The following is a 17,822-nucleotide window of genomic DNA, read 5'->3' on the forward strand; positions in this document are numbered from 1 at the left end:
TCGCAATGGTGGGCACGCTTTCATCGTCACTTGTGGTGAGCTGCGGTGGATGTAGTCGCTTTGCCCACGCTATGCTCTGCGATCGCTTCTGCTACGCTGCGCGGCCGAACTCGCTGCCGAGATGCTTGAGCCGCGGCAGCACTTCCTGCTTCAACAGTTGCAGCGAGTGGTGCCAGGCTTCCGGCTTGTGCTTGTAGTCGAATCCGAACACGAGCAGCACGCCGAAGCCGCCGACTTCCTGATAGATCTTCTCGATCTTCTCGGTGACGGTCGCGGGCGAGCCGACGATCCAGTTGTGGCGGGCGCAATATTCGACGTTGACGTCGCTGTCCGGCACGTCGGGCGTGGCTTTCAGATAGTCCTTGAAGCCGAAGTGACCGAGCAGCGGCAGGAAATACTCGCCCATCATCCGCCCCATCATGTCGCCGGTCGACAGACGCCAGGCTTCCTCGTCGGTGTCGGCGACAAAGACTTCGCGCACCAATCGCCAATCCTGCCTGCTCGGCTTGCGACCAGTCTTCGCTGCGCCCGCCTCCACCGAATCCCAGTGGCTGCCGACATAGGCCGGGTTGAGGTTGAGGCTCATCGGGATGAAGCCGCGCTCGCCCGCCAGCTTCAGCGTGTCAGAGTTCTTGGACAGGCCGGCGACCCCGATCGGCGGATACGGTGCCTGCTTCGGCTTGAGGTGGGGCTTGAGGAAATCGAACATCGTGTCCGGTTTCGTCACCGTCCAGTATTTGCCCTTGTATGTCCACGGAGCATCGTCGGTCCAAAGCTTCAGGATGATCTCGAGCGCTTCGCGCGTCATGTCGCGGTTCTGGCCGGACATGCCGTCGACATTGAACATCGCCCAGTCGCTCGGCAGGCCGCTTGCAGCGACACCGAAATTGAGCCGCCCATTGGAGAGATGATCGAGCATTGCGACGCGGTTCGCGAGTTCAGCCGGATGGTGATAGGGCAGCAGGAAGCCGCCGGGACCGATGCGGATGTTCTTGGTCTGCAGCAACGCCTGCGCGACCAACAGATCCGGAGACGGATGCGGCTCCCAGGGCGCGGTGTGGTGCTCGCCGATCCACGCTTCCTGATAGCCGAGTTCGTCCAGCCACCTGAGCACCTGCAGGTCCCAATCGTGGCCCTCCTTCAATCCGCACTCCGGCGGATGCGAGGGCATCGCGAAATATCCTAGTTCCATGGCTTTCCTCTCGCTTGTTTCTGGTGCGACTTTGCCGTCGCATCTCATGCACAAGCGAGAGTACTCACCCCGGTTGCGGCGGAATAGTGGCTTTCGTCATTGCAGAGCGGAATGGCCGTTTCACTTTCGCTCGCAATGACGGTGAAGACTTACCGCGCCCCGAACGTCGTCGCGCCGAACAACGCCTTGTGCGTCGACGGTTGCGAACGCCAATACTGCGGCGGTGCGTCAACCTGTCCGCCGAGTTCAGCAGCGGCGTGCCAAGCCCAGCGCGGATCGTAGAGCATGCCGCGGGCGAGCGCGACCATATCAGCCTTGCCGGAGGCGACGATCTCTTCAGCCTGCTTAGCATCCGTGATCAGGCCGACTGCCATGGTGGTGACATCAGTTGCTTCTTTCACGGCCTGCGCGAGCGGCACCTGATAGCCCGGGCCCAGTGGAATCTTTTGCAATGGCGAAACGCCACCGGAGGACACATCGATCCAGTCGACCCCGCGCGTCTTCAATTCCTTAGCGAATTCGATCGTCTGCGCGACGTCCCAGCCGCCCTCGACCCAATCAGTCGCCGACACCCTGATGCCAACGGGCTTGCGATCCGGGAATGCGGCACGCACCGCGTCGAACACTTCAAGCGGGAAGCGCATGCGGTTTTCGAGCGAACCGCCATACTGGTCGGTGCGCCTGTTCGAGATCGGCGACAAGAACTGATGCATCAAATAGCCGTGCGCGCCATGCAGTTCGAGCGCGTCGATGCCAAGCCGGTCGGCACGCTTGGCGGCCGTCACAAAATCGTCGCGGATGCGCTTGAGCCCGGCCTCGTCCAACGCGAGCGGCGCCGCCTCGCCTTCCTTGTGCGGAACGGCCGATGGCGCCACGGTCTGCCAGCCGCCTTCGGACAGCGGGATCAGCTGCCCGCCATCCCAGGGTCGATGGCTCGATCCCTTGCGGCCGGCATGCGCAAGCTGCATCGCGACCGCTGCTTTCGAATGTTTGCGCACCGAGGCCAGGATCGGCTTCAGCGCGGCTTCGGTGGCGTCGTTGTAGAGACCAAGACAGCCGGGCGTGATGCGGCCGATGGCCTCCACATGCGTGGCTTCGATGCAGAACATCGCCGCGCCCGATAGCGCCAGCATGTTGATATGCGTGAAATGCCAGTCATTGGCCTCGCCGTTTTCTGCCGAATATTGGCACATCGGCGATACCATGATCCGGTTGGGTAATTTCAGGCCGCGCAGCTCGATCGGGGAAAACAGGGCGCTCATGTGGGGATCCGGATAGGAGGGAAACTGCCCTTTCATCTAGCGACGCCCCGGCCCCGTCTCAAGCTGTCAGCTACTGCTTGATTCCGGCCGCCTTGATCAACTCCAGGTTAGCGGCGGTCTCGCGCTTGATGAAATCGTCCATCTGGTCTGATGTCATCGGCATCGGCTCGACGCCGAGCTTCTTCAGGCTTGCCTGCGTCGCCGGATCATTCAACACCCTCATGCCTGCAGCGTGAAATTTGTCGACGATGTCGCGCGGCGTTTTCGCCGGCACGAAGATCCCGAACCAGCTCATGCTGTCGGCGCCGGTCAAACCGATCTCCGACGGAGACGGCACATCGGGCAAATCGGCGGCGCGCTTCGGCGTCGACACCAACAGCGCCTTCACCTGGCCGTCGCGGATCAGGGGCAGCGCGGTCGCGAGCGGGCAGAAATAGAGATCGATGCGCCCGCCCAGGATGTCGGCAATCACTTCGGGACCGCCGCGATAGGGCACGTGGGTGCCTTCGATGCCGGCGGCGAGAAGGAATTTTTCGGCACTGATATGCACGGCGCTGCCGACGCCGACCGAACCAAAGGAGATCGAGCCGGGCTTCGCCTTGGCGTCGGCAATGAAATCCTGGATGGTCTTCCAGGGCCGCTCTTTCGGCACGATCATGACATTGGCACTGGAGCCGATCATCAGCACGGATGAAAGGTCTTTGGTCGCATCGAAAGAAAGATTCGGGAAGATTGCCGGCGCAATGGTCAGCGCCGAGGAATGCGCGAGCACGTTGTAGCCGTCAGGCTCCGCCTTGGCGACGAGGCCGGTGCCGAGCGTGCCGCCAGCGCCGGCGCGGTTCTCGATCACGAAGGGCTGGCCGAGCTCGGCCGAGAGCCGATCGAACACCAGGCGCGGCACCACATCGGTGGCGCTGCCCGCGCCGAACGGGATCGTCGCCTTGATCAGGCGCGAGGGCCAGGTCTCCGCCTGTGCAACTGCGGCAAACAAACTCGCGGCGATGAGAATGGAAAACAACTTGCGCATCATGGCTCTCGATTTCGATTGACGCCGCGGCGCTGCAAGAACCGTTCCGCTGGCCGCCGGGTTTGCCAACCCCGAAACCAGTCTCCTATTCCACCAGCGTGAACTGCAGCAGGAGCGTACGCTGGATCATCGAGAAATTATCGTCGGAGATCATGGTGATCACGGTGTCGCCTTCGGCCGTGGTGTGGGCGTCGATGCCCTCCATGTTGTCGATCTCGTTGCCAAGATCGGCGTTGAAGACCGAAGGACCGTCGAGGACGGCGCCCGGCATCACGGACGCAAGCTCTACGCGGCGGATGCGGATGCCGACGCCGCCAACCCAGGAGAATTTGCGCTCGAGCAGCAGCAGGTCGCCGGAGGGCAGCAGCACCGCGTCGCTGATGTCGAAATTGTCGGTGCGGCGAACGGAAAACTGCCCCGGCGTCTTGCCGCCGACCAGGAAGCCGATGATGTTGCCCCGCGCATCGAGGCCGCGCTCAGAGATCGCGATCAGCGCTCCCGCCAGCGGCAGCCCTTGCGGCACGAACACCAGCGCCTCCAGCCCCTTGTTGTTCGGGAGCCGTTTCGCGGCCGGCGGCAGCGGCACCACCTCGCCACGCGCGCGCGTGAATCCTTTGGCGAAATCGAAGCGCAGCACCTGGTTGACGCGCTCGAGCCCGACATAGACCAACGAGCCGTCGAGCGCCATGGATTCAGAATCGTACCAGCCGCGCGTGGTGATCGGCCTGCCGTCCGGGCCGAGCAGCGGCGCCGCCTCGACATCGGCCAGCCCCGTCATCTCGCGGCCTTTGTAGACGATACGGCCCGTGAACCAACTGCCGTGGTCGCTGATGGAGATGAAGCGTTCGCCCTTTGCGTCGAGCCGCAGCGCCGACAGGCCGCCGAAGCCGCGAAAGGAAGAGGTCAGCACCAATCCGCTGCGATATTCCAGCGCGCCGAACCTGACATGCGCGCGGTCGCGGATGTCGAAGGAAGCCAGCAGCCGCGCATTGACATCGATCGAGACCGGCGCCGCCACAGTGGACTCGCTCGGCAGGATCGGTTTCGTCGGCGGCTCGAGAACGGTCTGCGCGCGCGCCGCGGATGGCAGCGCCGTGGTCGCAAGACCCGCCGCGGCGATGCCCAGGAAGCGGCGGCGGGAAAGATCTCCATCCCTCATGGTGAGGAGGCGCATTCGCGCCGTCTCGAACCATGAGGCCCGGCAGCTTCCTCGTCGTCCGAGGGGCAGCGGCGACGCCGCTCCTCGGGATGAGACGATCCGTTGGCGCGGCGCGTCATGTCATGATGTTCAAGAATGCAGCCGCCTGGGCCGGCGTTCCGCGGGAGCAGGGCCGTGAGTCTCGCTGAAGAGCTCGGCGAGCTTCTCGGTGATGGCGCCGCCGAGTTCTTCGGCATCGACGATGGTGACGGCGCGGCGATAGTAGCGCGTGACGTCGTGGCCGATCCCGATCGCGATCAGCTCGACCGGCGAGCGGGTCTCGATCTCCTCGATGATGTGGCGCAGATGCCGCTCGAGGTAGTTGCCGGGATTGACCGACAGCGTGGAATCATCGACCGGCGCGCCGTCGGAGATCATCATCAGGATCTTGCGCTGCTCGGAACGCGCCAGCAGGCGCTTGTGCGCCCAGTCCAGCGCCTCGCCGTCGATGTTCTCCTTGAGCAAGCCCTCGCGCATCATCAGGCCGAGATTCTTCCGCGCCCGCCGCCACGGCGCGTCGGCTGACTTGTAGATGATGTGACGGAGATCGTTGAGCCGGCCGGGATTCGGCGGCTTGCCGGCGGCGAGCCAGGCTTCGCGGGACTGCCCGCCCTTCCAGGCGCGCGTCGTGAAGCCGAGGATCTCGACCTTGACGCCGCAGCGCTCCAGCGTGCGCGCGAGGATATCCGCACAGGTGGCGGCGACCGTGATCGGACGGCCGCGCATCGAGCCGGAATTGTCGAGCAGCAGCGTCACCACGGTGTCGCGGAAGGTCGCTTCCTTCTCGCGCATGAACGACAGCGGGTGATAGGGATCGGTGACGACGCGCGACAGGCGCGCGGGATCGAGAATCCCCTCTTCGAGGTCGAATTCCCAGGCGCGGTTCTGCTGCGCCATCAGGCGGCGCTGCAACCGATTGGCCAGCCGCGCGACGATGCCCTGCAGATGCGCGAGCTGCTTGTCGAGATAGGAGCGCAGGCGCTCCAGCTCGTCATGGTCGCAGAGGTCTTCGGCCGCGACGATCTCGTCGAATTTCGGTGCAAAGGCGTGATATTCGGGACCGCGCGGCTCGTTGCCGCCACGCGTGTTCGGCCGCGTCGCCTCGCCCGGCGTTTCGTCGTCGCCGAGCTCGCCGTCGTCGAAGGTGTCGCTGGTGGACGCCTGCGCGCTTTCCATCGCACTCTCGGACATCTCTTCCGAGGTCGTCTGCGCCTGGTCGGCGCTCATCTCCTGCGCGGCATCGGAATCAGGCGAGCCTTCGGCGCCGGACTGATCGCTCTCGCCATCCGGATTTTCATCCTGGTTGTCGTCCTCGTCGGAGTCCATGTCGCGCTCGTCGCCGAGGTCGAGCGCTGACAACAGATCATGCACGAGGTCGCCGAACCTGGCCTGGTCCTCGGTGAATCGCGCCAGTTTATCGAGCCGCGTGCCGATCTTGTCTTCCAATAGCGGGCGCCAAAGGTCGACCATCTTGCGCGCAGCCTGAGGGGGCGCCAGTCCGGTCAGCCGCTCGCGCACCAGCATCGCTAGCGCATCCGCCAGCGGCGCATCGGCGCGGTCGGTGATCTCGTCATACTTGCCGCGGTGAAAATGATCGTCGAGCATTGCGTTGAGGTTTTTCGCAACGCCCGCCATCCGCCGCGAGCCGATCGCCTCGACGCGCGCCTGCTCGACCGCCTCGAACACGCCGCGCGCCTGCGGATTGCCCGGGATCAGCTTGCGATGCACCTTGGGATCGTGACAGGCGAGCTTCAGTGCGATCGAGTCCGCGTGGCCGCGCACGATCGCGGCGTCACGCTTGGTCAGTTTGCGCGCAGGCTCCGGCAGTCGCGCCTTGCCGGGCGCAAGCCCCGGGCGTTCGGCGGCGAAGGAGACTTCGAGCTCCGGCGCCTTCGCGATCGCCTTCAGGCACGAGGTCACCGCGCGCTTGAACGGCTCGGTCGGCGCTTCCTTCGTTCCGCGGAATTTCGAGTTGGAAATGGTCATCTCGATCTCACCGTCGTCCTCGCGAAGGCGGGGACCTATAACCACAGGAAGAAGTTGTTGAGCGCGATGGCGGCCCCAATCTTCGCAACAACCACGTCCTGGGGTTATCGCGACGAGCGCGAGCGCTCGCTCGGGAGATCCCGGATCGCGCTTCGCTTGTCCGGGACGACATCGTCGGTCCTTAGCTGAGCGCTACGTTGACAGCGGATTCGGGCAGCTCCGCATTGAAGCAGCGCTGATAGAATTCAGCCACCAGCGGCCGCTCGAGCTCGTCGCACTTGTTGAGGAAGGTGACGCGGAAGGCAAACCCGATATCGCCGAAGATCTCGGAGTTTTCCGCCCAGGTGATCACCGTGCGCGGGCTCATCACCGTCGACAGATCGCCATTGGCGAAGGCGTTGCGGGTGAGATCGGCGAGCCGCACCATCTTGTTGACGATGTCGCGGCCTTCCTGGCTGCGATAGTGCTTCGCCTTGGCGAGCACGATCTCGACTTCCTCGTCATGGGCGAGGTAGTTCAATGTGGTGACGATCGACCAGCGGTCCATCTGGCCCTGGTTGATCTGCTGGGTGCCGTGATAGAGGCCCGACGTGTCGCCAAGGCCGATCGTGTTGGCGGTCGCGAACAGACGGAACGCCGGATGCGGCTTGATCACCTTGTTCTGGTCGAGCAGCGTCAGCCGGCCGGAGACCTCCAGCACGCGCTGGATCACGAACATCACGTCAGGCCGGCCGGCGTCATACTCGTCGAACACCAGCGCGACATTGTGCTGCAGCGCCCAGGGCAGGATGCCGTCGCGGAACTCGGTGACCTGCTTGCCGTCCCGGACCACGATGGAGTCCTTGCCGACCAGGTCGATACGGCTGATATGGCTGTCGAGATTGACGCGCACGCAGGGCCAGTTGAGCCGCGCTGCAACCTGCTCGATATGGGTCGACTTGCCGGTGCCGTGATAGCCGGTGACCATCACGCGGCGGTTCCTGGCGAAGCCGGCGAGGATCGCGAGCGTGGTGGCGCGGTCGAAGCGGTAATCCGCATCAACCTCCGGCACGTGCGGGTCGACTTCCGCATAGGCCGGCACCTCAAGGTCGCTATCGATGCCGAACACCTGCCGGACCGATACTTTCATGTCGGGCAAGCCGACGGTGTCTTCCAATGTGGTCTGGGCGGCGGTCGTCATTCGTCCTCCGAGGTCCCGGGAATCCCGAAACCAGATTATTCGTTTGGCTGCGGATTGGGTGCTCTGCACAAGCCTAGCAGAGTGCAACCGCCGGCAGAAGCCCGCGGCGCGATCAAAGTTCCGTTGTCCTTTCATAAAGATAGGTGCTGGACGCGGTTTTTGGAGGGCTGCCCTGCGAATCGTGCTGCACTTTGCCGCGAGGGCGCGCCGCGATCCCTTTCCACGCCGGAGGCGAGTTGTTAGCTCTGGAGGTCAGGCAAGACCGTGAGCTGCGGGAATTTTGTGACCACATTCCTCGACCCCCTGATCACTTTCGTTTCGGCCCATGCGTGGCTTGCCTATCTGACGCTGTTTCTGGCCGCCTTTCTGGAGGCGGTTCCGGTGGGGGGGTCGCTGGTGCCCGGCTCGACCATCATCCTGGCGATGGGCGCGCTCATCCCCGGCGGCGAGCTGAAGCTCTGGCCCGTGCTGGCGGCCACCGCCGCAGGCGCCCTGCTCGGCGACGGCTCCGCCTACTGGATCGGCCATCGCCGCCAGCGCGAGATTCTGAGCGCATGGCCGCTGTCCGGCTATCCGCGCCTGATCGAGCAGAGCGAGGCATTCTTCCACCGTTGGGGCACGCTCGCGGTGTTCTTTGCGCGCTTCGTGCCGCCGTTCCGCGCCTTCGTGCCGCTCACCGCCGGCGCGCTGGATATGCCGCCGGTGCGCTTCTACAGCGTCAATATCCCCGCGGTCCTGCTCTGGGCGCCGGTGCATGTGCTGCCGGGCGTGCTCGCGATCTCGGCGCTGCATGAGTATGGCGGGCTGCCGTATCACCATCACGTCGGCAAGCATATCTGGATGCTGGCGGTGATCGGCGGCGCCTTGATCCTGACGCTGGTGCTTTGGATCATCCGCCGCCGGCGCGGCGTGATCGAGCCAGCGGCAAAGTCCGGCACGTAGCCTGGGTGGAGCCAACGGGTCGCGCGAACGCGCGCCCGATGACAGGCTCCGCGCAACCGGGGACATCCCTATCAATGGTCGCCGGCGGTCCGGGGTTACGCTGGCGCTCCACCCGGGCTGCGCATCTCAAATGGTTTTGGCGGCCGCGCTGCGTCCGGGCGCCGGCCCGACATATCGTGCGCGCGGGCGGATCAGCCGGCCGCGCTGCAATTGCTCGCTGGCATGCGCGATCCAGCCGACGCTGCGCGCCATCGCGAACAGCGCGAGTTCGCTGCCGACCGGAAGCCGCAGGCTGTGCACCAGCACGGCCAGCGCATAGTCGATATTGACGAACTCGCCGGTCGCCTCCGCGATCCGCTCCGGAACCTCCCTGGTGAATTTGCGCGCGGCGCCGGTGCGCGCGAGCGCATCCAACAGCGACTGCGCACGAGGATCGCCGCGCCGGTAGACGCCATGACCGAAACCAGCGAAGCGCTCGCCGAGCGCGACACGCTCGCGGATCACGGGTTCGACGTCCTGGTCGACGAGCGTCTTCACCAGCCGCGACGCCAGCACGCCGGCGCCGCCGTGCTTCGGACCCTTCAGCGCGGCGAGGCCGGCGATGACGGCGTCATAGAGATTGAGCCCGGTCGAGGCGGCGCAGCGCGCCGTGAAGGTCGAGGCATTCAATTCGTGATCGGCGAGCAGCACCAACGTGCGGCGGATCAGGTCGGCGGCATGCTTGTTGTCGCCCGCCCAGGCGTCGGCGATCTGCACATGTAACGGTTCGGACGACGGCTCGCGGTTCAGCATGGTCGCAACCAGCAGCCTGACGATGCGCGCGCCGACCATGGCGCGGCCGTCTGGCGCGCGGGTGAAGGCACGCGGATCGGCGCTTGCGGCCAGCGCCAGCACGGCAATGGCACGGTCGATCGGTGCGGCGCGGCGCGCGGCCTCCGCGATGGCACGCATCTCGTCCGAGACGAACGGGCAGTTGCCCGGCGCGAAGGGATCGACGCCCGTCACGTCCCACAACAGCGTCGCCGTGTGTTCGAGCGTGTCTTTCTCGGCGAGATCGACGCAGTTCACGCCGCGGTAGATCGGCCCGTCCTCTGTGATCGTCGCGATCGCCGAGTCCATCACCGGCAGATCGGCATCGAAGCTGCGCAGGCCCCGCGGCTCCGGCGACGGGGTACGGCGCTCCTTCAACCCGCGCACATCCTCAGCGCGATAACGGTGGCTGCGGGAATCCGCCGATGGCTCGGAGCGGATCAGGCCGCGGCTGACATAGGCGTAGAGCGTAGCCGGGGAGATCGCGAGCTCGGCCGCTGCCTCGCGGGCGGAGAGGTAAAGGCCATCGGATTTTTTCATCTTGATTAAGCTAATCAAGATTGATCAATCTGTCGAGAGGATCGACTTTCCTAATCACGAAAGGAGATCCGCCATGAATATCCAGGTGACGAAGAGCCCGATCGGGCTGGACGGCATTCCCGCCGCCGAAACCGTGCTTAGCCACGTCGACGGCGAGCGCGGCGAACTGATCATCGCGGGCGAGCACATCCGGGTGCTCGCCTCGACATCGAGCTTCGAGGGCGTCACCGCGCGATTGTGGAACGCCGCAACCGGGAGCGCGCTCAGCGAGGCCAATGTGCGCGCCAAGCTTGGTGCCGCGCGCGAGCGCGCCTTCGCGCGATTGCCGGAATTGCTGCCGGCGACCCGCGGCATGTCGATCGTGGACGGCTTCCGCGCCGCGGTGGCGGGCTTGCGCGCCGAAAACGGGCTTGAGCACGAAGCGACGATCGTCGGCGCCTTTCCGGTGATCGCCGGCGCGCTGGTGCAGCGGGCCAAGGGCAACGATCCAGTCGCACCGGATCCGAATGTCAGCCACGCCGCGGATACGCTGACGATGCTGCTCAACCGCAAGCCGGAGCCGCGCGAGGTCGCGGCACTGGATGCCTATCTCGTCACGGTCTGCGATCACGGCATGAACGCCTCCACCTTCGCGACGCGCGTGGTGGCCTCGACGCAGGCCGACCTGTTCGCGGCCGTCACCGCCGGCTATTGCGCGCTGACCGGGCCGCTCCATGGCGGCGCGCCGGAGCCGGTACTTGAGATGCTCGATGCGATCGGGACGCGCGAGCGCATCAGGCCCTGGGTCGATGCGGCGCTGGCGCGCGGCGAGCGGCTGATGGGATTCGGCCATCGCGTCTATCGCGTGCGCGATCCCCGCGCGGATGTGCTGAAGGATGCGATCGAGCGGTTAGCTGCCGAAGGCGCCGACCTGCCATTCGCCGGTGAGGTCGAGGCCTATATTCGCGAGGCGCTGCGGCGGAAGAATCCGACCCGGCCGCTGGAAACGAATGTCGAGTTCTTCACCGCGATCCTGCTCGATGCGCTTTCCATTCCGCGGCAGGCCTTCACGCCGATCTTCGCGGTGGCGCGCTCTGCGGGATGGACCGCGCATGCGCGCGAACAGCAGCGCACCGGCCGGCTGATCCGGCCAAGCTCGTCCTATGTGGGGCCAATGCCGAAAGTGTGAGGCGCAGACCGTCAAAGGGACGACGGCAGCGACACAAATTCCGCCGTCGTCCCGGGCTTGACCCGGGACCCATAACCACTGACGTGAATTGTAACTAAGACTGGGCCGACATTTTGCCGTAACCACGGGATCCTGTGGTTATTATGGGTCCCGGGTCAAGCCCGGGACGACAGTGTGCTACGCCTCGCGCACCACCGTCTTTAGATAGTTATACGCCTTGATGATCTCGATCAGGCGGTCTTCGGTAGAACGATCGCCACCGTTGGCGTCGGGATGGTGCTGCTTCACCAGCGCCTTGTACTTCGCCTTGACGTCTTCGAGCGTCGCCTCGGCGGAGAGTCCCATCACCTGCAGTGCCTTGCGCTCGGCGTTCATTACCTTGCGCGCCTCGGGCTTGGCCTGCGCGCCGGGGCCAGGCCGCCAGCCAGCACGGCCATTGAGTTCGGAGAACACGTTAAAGGGATCGGCGGCGCCGCCGAGATCGTCCTCGGCACTACCCTTGCCATGCTTGGCGCTGGTGTTGGCGCCCATCTTCCAGGTCGGGCGATGGCCGGTCAGCGCATCCTTCTGGTAGCGCGCCACCGCCTCGGGATTCATGCCCTGGAAGAAATTGTAGGACTGGTTGTATTCGCGAACATGGTCGAGGCAGAAATGCCAATACTCGCGCGAGTTCTCGCGGCCCTTCGGCGCGCGGTGCGAACCCTTGTTCTGACAGCCGGCCCATTCGCAGGTGATGGCTTCCTGGCCAGCCTGCGCCTGGCGCTTCGCACTCACCTTCGTCGGCTTGATGCGAATGGAGTCGAAGAATTTTGATGAATCGATCGCCATGACTGACTTTGACTACGCAATGCAAAAAGCTTCAAGTCTTGACATTGCGAATACCTCTGCTTCGGATGTGCCATTGACGAAATGCAGCCTTCGAACTATTGCCGCCGCCATGAGCACAAGAGATGTTATTATAAACAAGTTGCGTGAAGCTTTCTTGCCCGAAAGCCTCGAGGTCCACGATGAATCACATCTGCATGAGGGCCACGCGGGGCATCGGCCAGGCGGCGAGACGCATTTCCGTGTCTATATTGTATCTCAAGCGTTCGAAGGGAAGAGCCGGATCGAACGCCATCGCATGATTAATGCGGCACTGGCTCAGGAACTCGTGGATCGCGTGCATGCGCTCGCGATCCACGCGCAGGCCCCAGCGGAACGACCGCGCTGAAGGACGCCGCCTGGAAATTTAGCTGAAGAACACGGCCGAACTGCGGTTTTGATCAACGTCGCGCAAGACGCCACGGCTGTTTTCCTTTATCAGAGATAGCTGCCTGGGCGATGGACAGTTCCATTGGAATTGGGCAGGCTCATTGCACCATCGTCACCTGTAACGAGGGGCTGTCAGATGGTTCACTGGGCACATCTGCGATTGGCCGCGGCCGTGATGGCAATGCTGGCGCTCTCTGTGCCCGTACCGGCTGCGGCACAGGCCATGCCGAGCCCGCTCGTTCAGGAAGTGCTCGTGAAAAGCATTCTGGTGACGCTGAGCGATGCCGTCGCCGCCAATAATTTCACGGTCCTGCACGCCAAGCTCTCAAAGCCGTTCGCCGGGCAGTTTCCGCCGGAGAAGCTGCAGGCCGTCTTCAAGGATCTCGTCGACAAGCACGCGGTGTTCGACGCCGTGGTGGCAAAGCCCGTCGTTGCAGACGAGGAGGCAAAGATTGACGACAAGGGCGTGCTGCGCCTGAAGGGCCATTTCGAGACCACGCCGAAGCAGGTGAAGTATCAGCTCGCCTTCATCCCCGCCGACGGCACCTGGAAGCTTTCCGGCATCACCATCGACATTGAATAGGCGCCCTGCCTGATCCTCATCCTCCCGCCCGATCCTCACCCTGAGGAGATGGAGCGGATATGCGCTGCGCGGGCTGACTAGAACGCCGTCCCCGCGCGCTTCGGCCTAGGCTCTTCGGCCTCGGCTTCGCGTGGCAGCGCGGTGATGCGCAGTGCCGTGATGCGGTTGCGCTCGCGGCGCAGGACGCGGAAGCGGAAGCCGTGGAAGGTGAAGCTCTGGCCGCGTTCGGGAATCGAGCGCGCTTCATGGATCACGAGACCCGCCACGGTCGTGGCTTCCTCGTCTGGCAAATGCCAGTCCATCGCACGGTTGAGATCGCGGATCGGCACCGAGCCGTCGACCACCACGGAGCCGTCGGGCTGGGCACGAACACCCGCGACCACCACGTCGTGCTCGTCGGAAATGTCACCGACGATCTCCTCCAGGATATCTTCCAGTGTCACCAGGCCTTCGACTTCGCCATACTCGTCGACGACGAGGGCGAAGTGCGTCTTGCGGCGGCGGAACGCCTTGAGCTGCTCGGAGACAGGCCGCATCTCCGGCACGAACCAGGGCGGCAGCGCGATGGTCGAGACGTCGATGCTCGACGTGTCGCCATCGGCGGCGCGGATGGCGCGCAGCAAATCCTTGGCGTGCAGCACCCCGATGATGTTCTCGGGCTTGTCGCGCCACAGCGGAATGCGGGTGTACTCGGTGGCGAGCACCTCACGCACCAGTTCCTCCGGCGGCAGGTCCGCGTTGATCATGGTCATTTCGGTGCGATGGACCATCACGTCGGACACCTGCAACTCGCGCAGATCCAGGAGCCCGCCGAACATGTCGCGGTCCAGCTTCTCGACCTTGCCCTCATGATGCAACAGGTCGACGGCGCCGCGCAGTCGCTCGGTCGGCGACAGGATGGCCTGGTTGGCGCCGACCTTGATGCCGAAGAGTTTCATCAGAGCGAGCACGATGAACTCGATCACGGTCAGGAACGGTCCGAGCAGATAGACGGTGACCTTCATCGGCCGCGCCACCAGGAGCGATATCCGGTCGGGCGCGTTGATCGCGATGGTCTTCGGCAGCACCTCGGCGAAGATCACGACCGTCACCGTCATCACCGCGGTCGCATAGAGCACGCCGACATCGCCAAACCAGGCGGTGAGGATGCCGGTTGCGAGCGCCGATGCGCCGATATTGGCGATGTTGTTGCCGAGCAGCAGCGCGCCGATCAGCCGCTCGCGCATGTTGAACAGGCTGGAGACGACGCCGGCCTCGCGGTTGCCCTGCTTGGACAGCCGCAGCATGCTGGCGCGCGAAGCGCCGGTCAGCGCGGTCTCGCTCGCCGCGAAAAAGGCGGAGACCAACAGGCAGACGACGACGATTGCGAACGAAACCCAGGTCAAGCTACGTCATCCGAGCAGCGTCTTTGTCTTGGGCATGATCTCTTCGGAAAACCGGTTCCCACTTTTCCGGATCATGCTCTTAATTCTCGGCCAATTTTGCCTTCAGAAAGTCACGCACCGACGCAGGCTCGACGTCGCGCGCGATCACCGCGCGGCCGACGGCTTCCAGCAGAATGAAAGTCAGCTTGCCGCGCTTGACCTTCTTGTCCTGCGCCATCAGCGCCATCAGTGCGTCGGCATCGGCCAGTCCTTCCTGGGCGAAGCCGCCGATATCCTGCAGCCGGGTCGGCAATCCCACCGCGGCGAGGTGGCGTTTCACGCGCGCCGCGTCCGCTTGCGCGATCATGCCGAGGGAAGCGGAAAATTCTGCCGCCAGCGTCATGCCGATGGCAACGCCTTCGCCGTGGAACAGCCGGTCGGAAAAGCCCGTCGCCGCTTCCAGCGCGTGACCGAACGTGTGGCCGAGATTGAGCAGCGCGCGCTCGCCGGTCTCGCGTTCGTCGCGCGAGACGATCGCGGCCTTGGCGCGGCACGAGGTTGCGATCGCGTGCTCGCGCGCCGCGCCGCCCGAGAAGATGTCGGCGTGACTGGCTTCCAGCCAGGCGAAGAAAGCCTCATCGCCAAGCACGCCATATTTGGCGACCTCCGCATAGCCGGCACGGAACTGACGCGGCGACAGCGTGTCGAGCACGGCCGTATCGGCGACGACAAGCACCGGCTGGTGGAAGGCGCCGATCAGGTTCTTGCCCTGCGGCGAGTTGATCCCCGTCTTGCCGCCGACCGAGGAATCGACCTGCGCCAGCAGGGAGGTCGGAACCTGCACGAAATCGACGCCGCGGCGCAGGATGGCCGCGGCAAAGCCCGCGAGATCGCCAACCACGCCGCCGCCGAGCGCGATCACGAGATCGTTGCGCTCGATCTTGGCCGCGATCAGCGCTTCGCTGACCTGGGTCAGGCCGGTGTAGCTCTTCGAGCCCTCGCCCTCCTCGACGATGATGCGCGAACTCGAAATGCCCGCCGCCGCAAGCGACGCCTCGGTCGGCTCCAGCCAATGCTTCGCCACGGTGCGGTCGGTGACGATGGCGGCGCGCGTACCCGGGCGGAGCGCCGCAATGCGCGGCCCGAGCGACGGCAGCACCTCGCGCCCGATCACGATGTCGTAGACGCGGTCGCCGAGCGCGACATCGACGGTGATGGGATCCGAGTGTTTCAGTGGCGCAGTCATGATGGGATGCTAATTCCGTTCGTTTCCGGTTGTGCCGTGCCGTTGCCACAGAGATGGGTATGCAACGCTTCGAGGCACTCTTCGACGATCCGGTCATGCGGCACGTCGCGCGACGAAATCGTCAGGTCAGCGCTCCGGTAGACCGGCTCGCGCTCGCCGAGCAGACGGTTGACCGTCCCCTCGGGATCCGCGGTCTGCAACAGCGGGCGATCGGCTCGGCGCCGCACCCGGCGCATGATGACATCGGCATCGGCGCGCAGCCAGAGCGAGATTGCCTTGGCACGGATGCAGTTGCGGGTCTCCTCACGCATGAACGCGCCGCCGCCGGTGGCGAGCACTGCCGGCCCGTCGCTAAGCAGGCGCGCGATTACCCGCGCCTCGCCATCCCTGAAATAGGCCTCGCCATGGGTTTCGAAAATCTCCGGGATCGACATGCCCGCCGCCGCCTCGATCTCGGTGTCGGCATCGGTGAAGGATAGCCTCAGCCGCGCGGCCAGCCGCCGGCCGATGGTCGATTTGCCGGCGCCCATCATGCCCACCAGCACGATCGACCTCGACCCCAGCGCGGCCAGGATGTCGGCCTCCAGGGACGGGAGCGCAGGTAGCGGTGGGGCGCTGTCTGGCATCTAAAGCTCGGTCTCTCGGCGAATTTGCGGCATTCCGGTCACCTATACTACCCCCGCCGATACCGTTGCCAGAGTCTTGCAACGGCTGAGGGAACATGGTGGATGATGCCGATGGTTAATTCGCCGCCCGAGCCTTCGATATGCCGAGCCTGTTCCGCTTCCTGACGGTCGTCGCCGTGATCGGCGGTATCGGCTACGGGATCATCTTCGCGCTGGCCAATTTCGTGACCCCGAAACCGCGGGAAATGACGGTGACGATCCCACCGGATAAGTTCCTCAAGAAATAGCCGCTATGATTCGGCGATGCGTCCCAAGACACGTTCCAAGACACCTGCCAAGACACCTGCCAAGACATCCGATGCCGGGCTGATCAGCCTGTTCCTCGACATGCTCGCGGCCGAACAGGGCGCGGGCGAGAACACGCTCGACGCCTATCGCCGCGACCTCGAGGACCTCTCCGAATTCCTCACCCATGCCGGCAAGAGCTTTGCCGGCGCGGACACCCAGACGCTGCGCGACTACCTCGCCGACCTCGACACGCGCGGGTTCAAATCAACCAGCGTCGCCCGCCGGCTTTCCTCGATGCGGCATCTGTTCCGATTCCTGCTCAACGAGCGCATCCGCAGCGACGATCCTGCTGCGATCCTCTCTGGCCCGAAGCGCGGCCGCGGCCTGCCCAAGGTGCTGTCGATCGCCGACGTCGACCGCATGCTGACGCGGGCGAAGGAACTCACGCAGACCGACACGACGCCGGCGCAGCGGCTGCGCGCGCTCCGGCTCCATTGCCTGCTCGAGGTGCTGTACGCCACCGGCTTGCGCGTCTCCGAACTGGTCTCGCTGCCGCTATCGGCGGCGCGGCGCGATGCGCGCATGATCGTGGTGCGCGGCAAGGGCAACAAGGAGCGGCTGGTGCCGCTGAACGAGGCCTCGCGGCAGGCGATGGCCGATTATCTCGCGGCGATGCAGGTCATGAAGCCGGAGAAGAAGGCCGCGCCGTCGAAATGGCTGTTTCCCTCCTTCGGCGAGAGCGGCCATTTGACCCGGCAGCATTTTGCCCGCGACCTCAAGGAATTGGCGGCCGCCTCCGGCCTGGCGCCGCGGCTCGTCTCCCCGCACGTGCTGCGGCATGCCTTTGCCAGCCACCTGCTCCACAACGGCGCAGACCTGCGCATCGTCCAGACCCTGCTCGGCCACACCGACATCTCGACCACCCAGATCTATACCCATGTGGTCGAGGAGCGGCTGAAGAGCCTGGTGCGCGACCTGCATCCGCTGGCGGAGAAGGCCTAGCCCGGTCGATCCCCGGATTGCGCTTCGAGACTGAGCAAGAATCGGGAACTAGGTTGCCAAGTGGAGGCTGAAGGGATTTGGCGCGGGATTTTGATGCAGGCGGCGGCGAAAGTCGCCTATGAGGACCGTAGCGAGACCTGCGATGGCCGCGACG

Annotated in this window: 17 protein-coding genes; 6 read left to right on the top strand and 11 right to left on the bottom strand. The window is 64.8% G+C overall.

The genetic code is table 11. The features are described from left to right. Positions 1-91: 91 nt before the first annotated feature. From AAFX91_RS15535 to cobS, 6 genes are all read right to left on the bottom strand, one after another. On the bottom strand, positions 92-1,192 hold the full coding sequence (locus tag AAFX91_RS15535) for an LLM class flavin-dependent oxidoreductase (protein WP_130577699.1): 1,101 nt from the start codon (positions 1,190-1,192) through the stop codon (positions 92-94). A 149-nt stretch (positions 1,193-1,341) separates the two neighbouring features. Then, entirely contained in the window at positions 1,342-2,454 is a 1,113-nt protein-coding gene (locus tag AAFX91_RS15540; RefSeq protein ID WP_130577698.1) for an NADH:flavin oxidoreductase/NADH oxidase, read from the bottom strand. Between the two features lie 70 nt (positions 2,455-2,524). Next, complete coding sequence (locus AAFX91_RS15545) at positions 2,525-3,481, bottom strand: Bug family tripartite tricarboxylate transporter substrate binding protein (protein WP_394567034.1); 957 nt, start codon at positions 3,479-3,481, stop codon at positions 2,525-2,527. Positions 3,482-3,566: 85 nt separating this feature from the next. Next, complete coding sequence (locus tag AAFX91_RS15550) at positions 3,567-4,655, bottom strand: esterase-like activity of phytase family protein (protein ID WP_394567035.1); 1,089 nt, start codon at positions 4,653-4,655, stop codon at positions 3,567-3,569. A gap of 114 nt (positions 4,656-4,769) precedes the next feature. Beyond that, entirely contained in the window at positions 4,770-6,665 is a 1,896-nt protein-coding gene (gene cobT / locus AAFX91_RS15555; RefSeq protein WP_394567036.1) for a cobaltochelatase subunit CobT, read from the bottom strand. Positions 6,666-6,846: 181 nt separating this feature from the next. Further along, positions 6,847-7,845: a cobaltochelatase subunit CobS gene (cobS, locus tag AAFX91_RS15560; RefSeq protein WP_130577697.1), complete on the bottom strand. Its 999-nt coding sequence runs from the start codon at positions 7,843-7,845 to the stop codon at positions 6,847-6,849. Positions 7,846-8,127: 282 nt separating this feature from the next. On the opposite strand from cobS, the gene AAFX91_RS15565 reads away from it, so the two are divergent. After that, positions 8,128-8,787: a DedA family protein gene (locus AAFX91_RS15565; protein WP_394567037.1), complete on the top strand. Its 660-nt coding sequence runs from the start codon at positions 8,128-8,130 to the stop codon at positions 8,785-8,787. Positions 8,788-8,913: 126 nt separating this feature from the next. On the opposite strand, the gene AAFX91_RS15570 is transcribed toward AAFX91_RS15565, so the two are convergent. Beyond that, positions 8,914-10,137 carry a citrate synthase family protein gene (locus tag AAFX91_RS15570; RefSeq protein WP_394567038.1) on the bottom strand — a complete coding sequence of 408 codons (1,224 nt, stop codon included), beginning with the start codon at positions 10,135-10,137 and terminating at the stop codon, positions 8,914-8,916. Between the two features lie 73 nt (positions 10,138-10,210). Between AAFX91_RS15570 and AAFX91_RS15575 the strand changes: the two genes are divergently transcribed. Continuing rightward, entirely contained in the window at positions 10,211-11,305 is a 1,095-nt protein-coding gene (locus AAFX91_RS15575) for a citrate synthase/methylcitrate synthase (RefSeq protein WP_130577694.1), read from the top strand. A 177-nt stretch (positions 11,306-11,482) separates the two neighbouring features. Here the strand turns inward: AAFX91_RS15575 and AAFX91_RS15580 are convergent, their stop codons facing one another. Beyond that, on the bottom strand, positions 11,483-12,133 hold the full coding sequence (locus AAFX91_RS15580; RefSeq protein ID WP_130577693.1) for a J domain-containing protein: 651 nt from the start codon (positions 12,131-12,133) through the stop codon (positions 11,483-11,485). 109 nt (positions 12,134-12,242) lie between these two features. On the opposite strand from AAFX91_RS15580, the gene AAFX91_RS15585 reads away from it, so the two are divergent. Continuing rightward, complete coding sequence (locus AAFX91_RS15585; RefSeq protein ID WP_130577719.1) at positions 12,243-12,518, top strand: BolA family transcriptional regulator; 276 nt, start codon at positions 12,243-12,245, stop codon at positions 12,516-12,518. A 177-nt stretch (positions 12,519-12,695) separates the two neighbouring features. Continuing rightward, positions 12,696-13,142, top strand: a complete 447-nt coding sequence (locus AAFX91_RS15590) for a hypothetical protein (protein ID WP_130577692.1) — start codon at positions 12,696-12,698, stop codon at positions 13,140-13,142. A gap of 77 nt (positions 13,143-13,219) precedes the next feature. Here the strand turns inward: AAFX91_RS15590 and AAFX91_RS15595 are convergent, their stop codons facing one another. The 3 genes from AAFX91_RS15595 to AAFX91_RS15605 form a co-directional block, all read right to left on the bottom strand. After that, entirely contained in the window at positions 13,220-14,527 is a 1,308-nt protein-coding gene (locus tag AAFX91_RS15595; protein ID WP_130577691.1) for an HlyC/CorC family transporter, read from the bottom strand. Between the two features lie 79 nt (positions 14,528-14,606). Continuing rightward, positions 14,607-15,752 (bottom strand): 3-dehydroquinate synthase, encoded by a 1,146-nt coding sequence (aroB, locus tag AAFX91_RS15600; RefSeq protein WP_394567039.1) that lies wholly within the window; start codon positions 15,750-15,752, stop codon positions 14,607-14,609. After that, complete coding sequence (locus AAFX91_RS15605) at positions 15,749-16,378, bottom strand: shikimate kinase (RefSeq protein ID WP_130577689.1); 630 nt, start codon at positions 16,376-16,378, stop codon at positions 15,749-15,751. The genes aroB and AAFX91_RS15605 overlap by 4 nt, the downstream gene beginning before the upstream one ends. 140 nt (positions 16,379-16,518) lie before the next feature. Here AAFX91_RS15605 and AAFX91_RS15610 point away from each other — a divergent pair, with 140 nt between their 5' ends. Together AAFX91_RS15610 and xerD are read left to right on the top strand one after the other, a co-directional pair. Further along, entirely contained in the window at positions 16,519-16,665 is a 147-nt protein-coding gene (locus tag AAFX91_RS15610; protein WP_130577688.1) for a histidine kinase, read from the top strand. A gap of 82 nt (positions 16,666-16,747) precedes the next feature. Next, on the top strand, positions 16,748-17,668 hold the full coding sequence (xerD, locus tag AAFX91_RS15615; protein ID WP_349644865.1) for a site-specific tyrosine recombinase XerD: 921 nt from the start codon (positions 16,748-16,750) through the stop codon (positions 17,666-17,668). Positions 17,669-17,822 lie beyond the last annotated feature (154 nt).

Origin of the sequence: Bradyrhizobium sp. 31Argb (assembly GCF_043638955.1) — a bacterium.
In the GTDB taxonomy this organism is placed as follows: Bacteria; Pseudomonadota; Alphaproteobacteria; order Rhizobiales; family Xanthobacteraceae; genus Bradyrhizobium.

Bases quoted from the DNA above. Each gene is read 5' to 3' on its own strand.
- AAFX91_RS15535 (WP_130577699.1), bottom strand. From the start codon at position 1,192: ATGGAACTAGGATATTTCGCGATGCCCTCGCATCCGCCGGAGTGCGGA.
- AAFX91_RS15540 (WP_130577698.1), bottom strand. From the start codon at position 2,454: ATGAGCGCCCTGTTTTCCCCGATCGAGCTGCGCGGCCTGAAATTACCC.
- AAFX91_RS15545 (WP_394567034.1), bottom strand. From the start codon at position 3,481: ATGCGCAAGTTGTTTTCCATTCTCATCGCCGCGAGTTTGTTTGCCGCA.
- AAFX91_RS15550 (WP_394567035.1), bottom strand. From the start codon at position 4,655: ATGCGCCTCCTCACCATGAGGGATGGAGATCTTTCCCGCCGCCGCTTC.
- cobT (WP_394567036.1), bottom strand. From the start codon at position 6,665: ATGACCATTTCCAACTCGAAATTCCGCGGAACGAAGGAAGCGCCGACC.
- cobS (WP_130577697.1), bottom strand. From the start codon at position 7,845: ATGACGACCGCCGCCCAGACCACATTGGAAGACACCGTCGGCTTGCCC.
- AAFX91_RS15570 (WP_394567038.1), bottom strand. From the start codon at position 10,137: ATGAAAAAATCCGATGGCCTTTACCTCTCCGCCCGCGAGGCAGCGGCC.
- AAFX91_RS15575 (WP_130577694.1), top strand. From the start codon at position 10,211: ATGAATATCCAGGTGACGAAGAGCCCGATCGGGCTGGACGGCATTCCC.
- AAFX91_RS15580 (WP_130577693.1), bottom strand. From the start codon at position 12,133: ATGGCGATCGATTCATCAAAATTCTTCGACTCCATTCGCATCAAGCCG.
- AAFX91_RS15585 (WP_130577719.1), top strand. From the start codon at position 12,243: ATGAGCACAAGAGATGTTATTATAAACAAGTTGCGTGAAGCTTTCTTG.
- AAFX91_RS15590 (WP_130577692.1), top strand. From the start codon at position 12,696: ATGGTTCACTGGGCACATCTGCGATTGGCCGCGGCCGTGATGGCAATG.
- aroB (WP_394567039.1), bottom strand. From the start codon at position 15,752: ATGACTGCGCCACTGAAACACTCGGATCCCATCACCGTCGATGTCGCG.
- AAFX91_RS15605 (WP_130577689.1), bottom strand. From the start codon at position 16,378: ATGCCAGACAGCGCCCCACCGCTACCTGCGCTCCCGTCCCTGGAGGCC.
- AAFX91_RS15610 (WP_130577688.1), top strand. From the start codon at position 16,519: ATGCCGAGCCTGTTCCGCTTCCTGACGGTCGTCGCCGTGATCGGCGGT.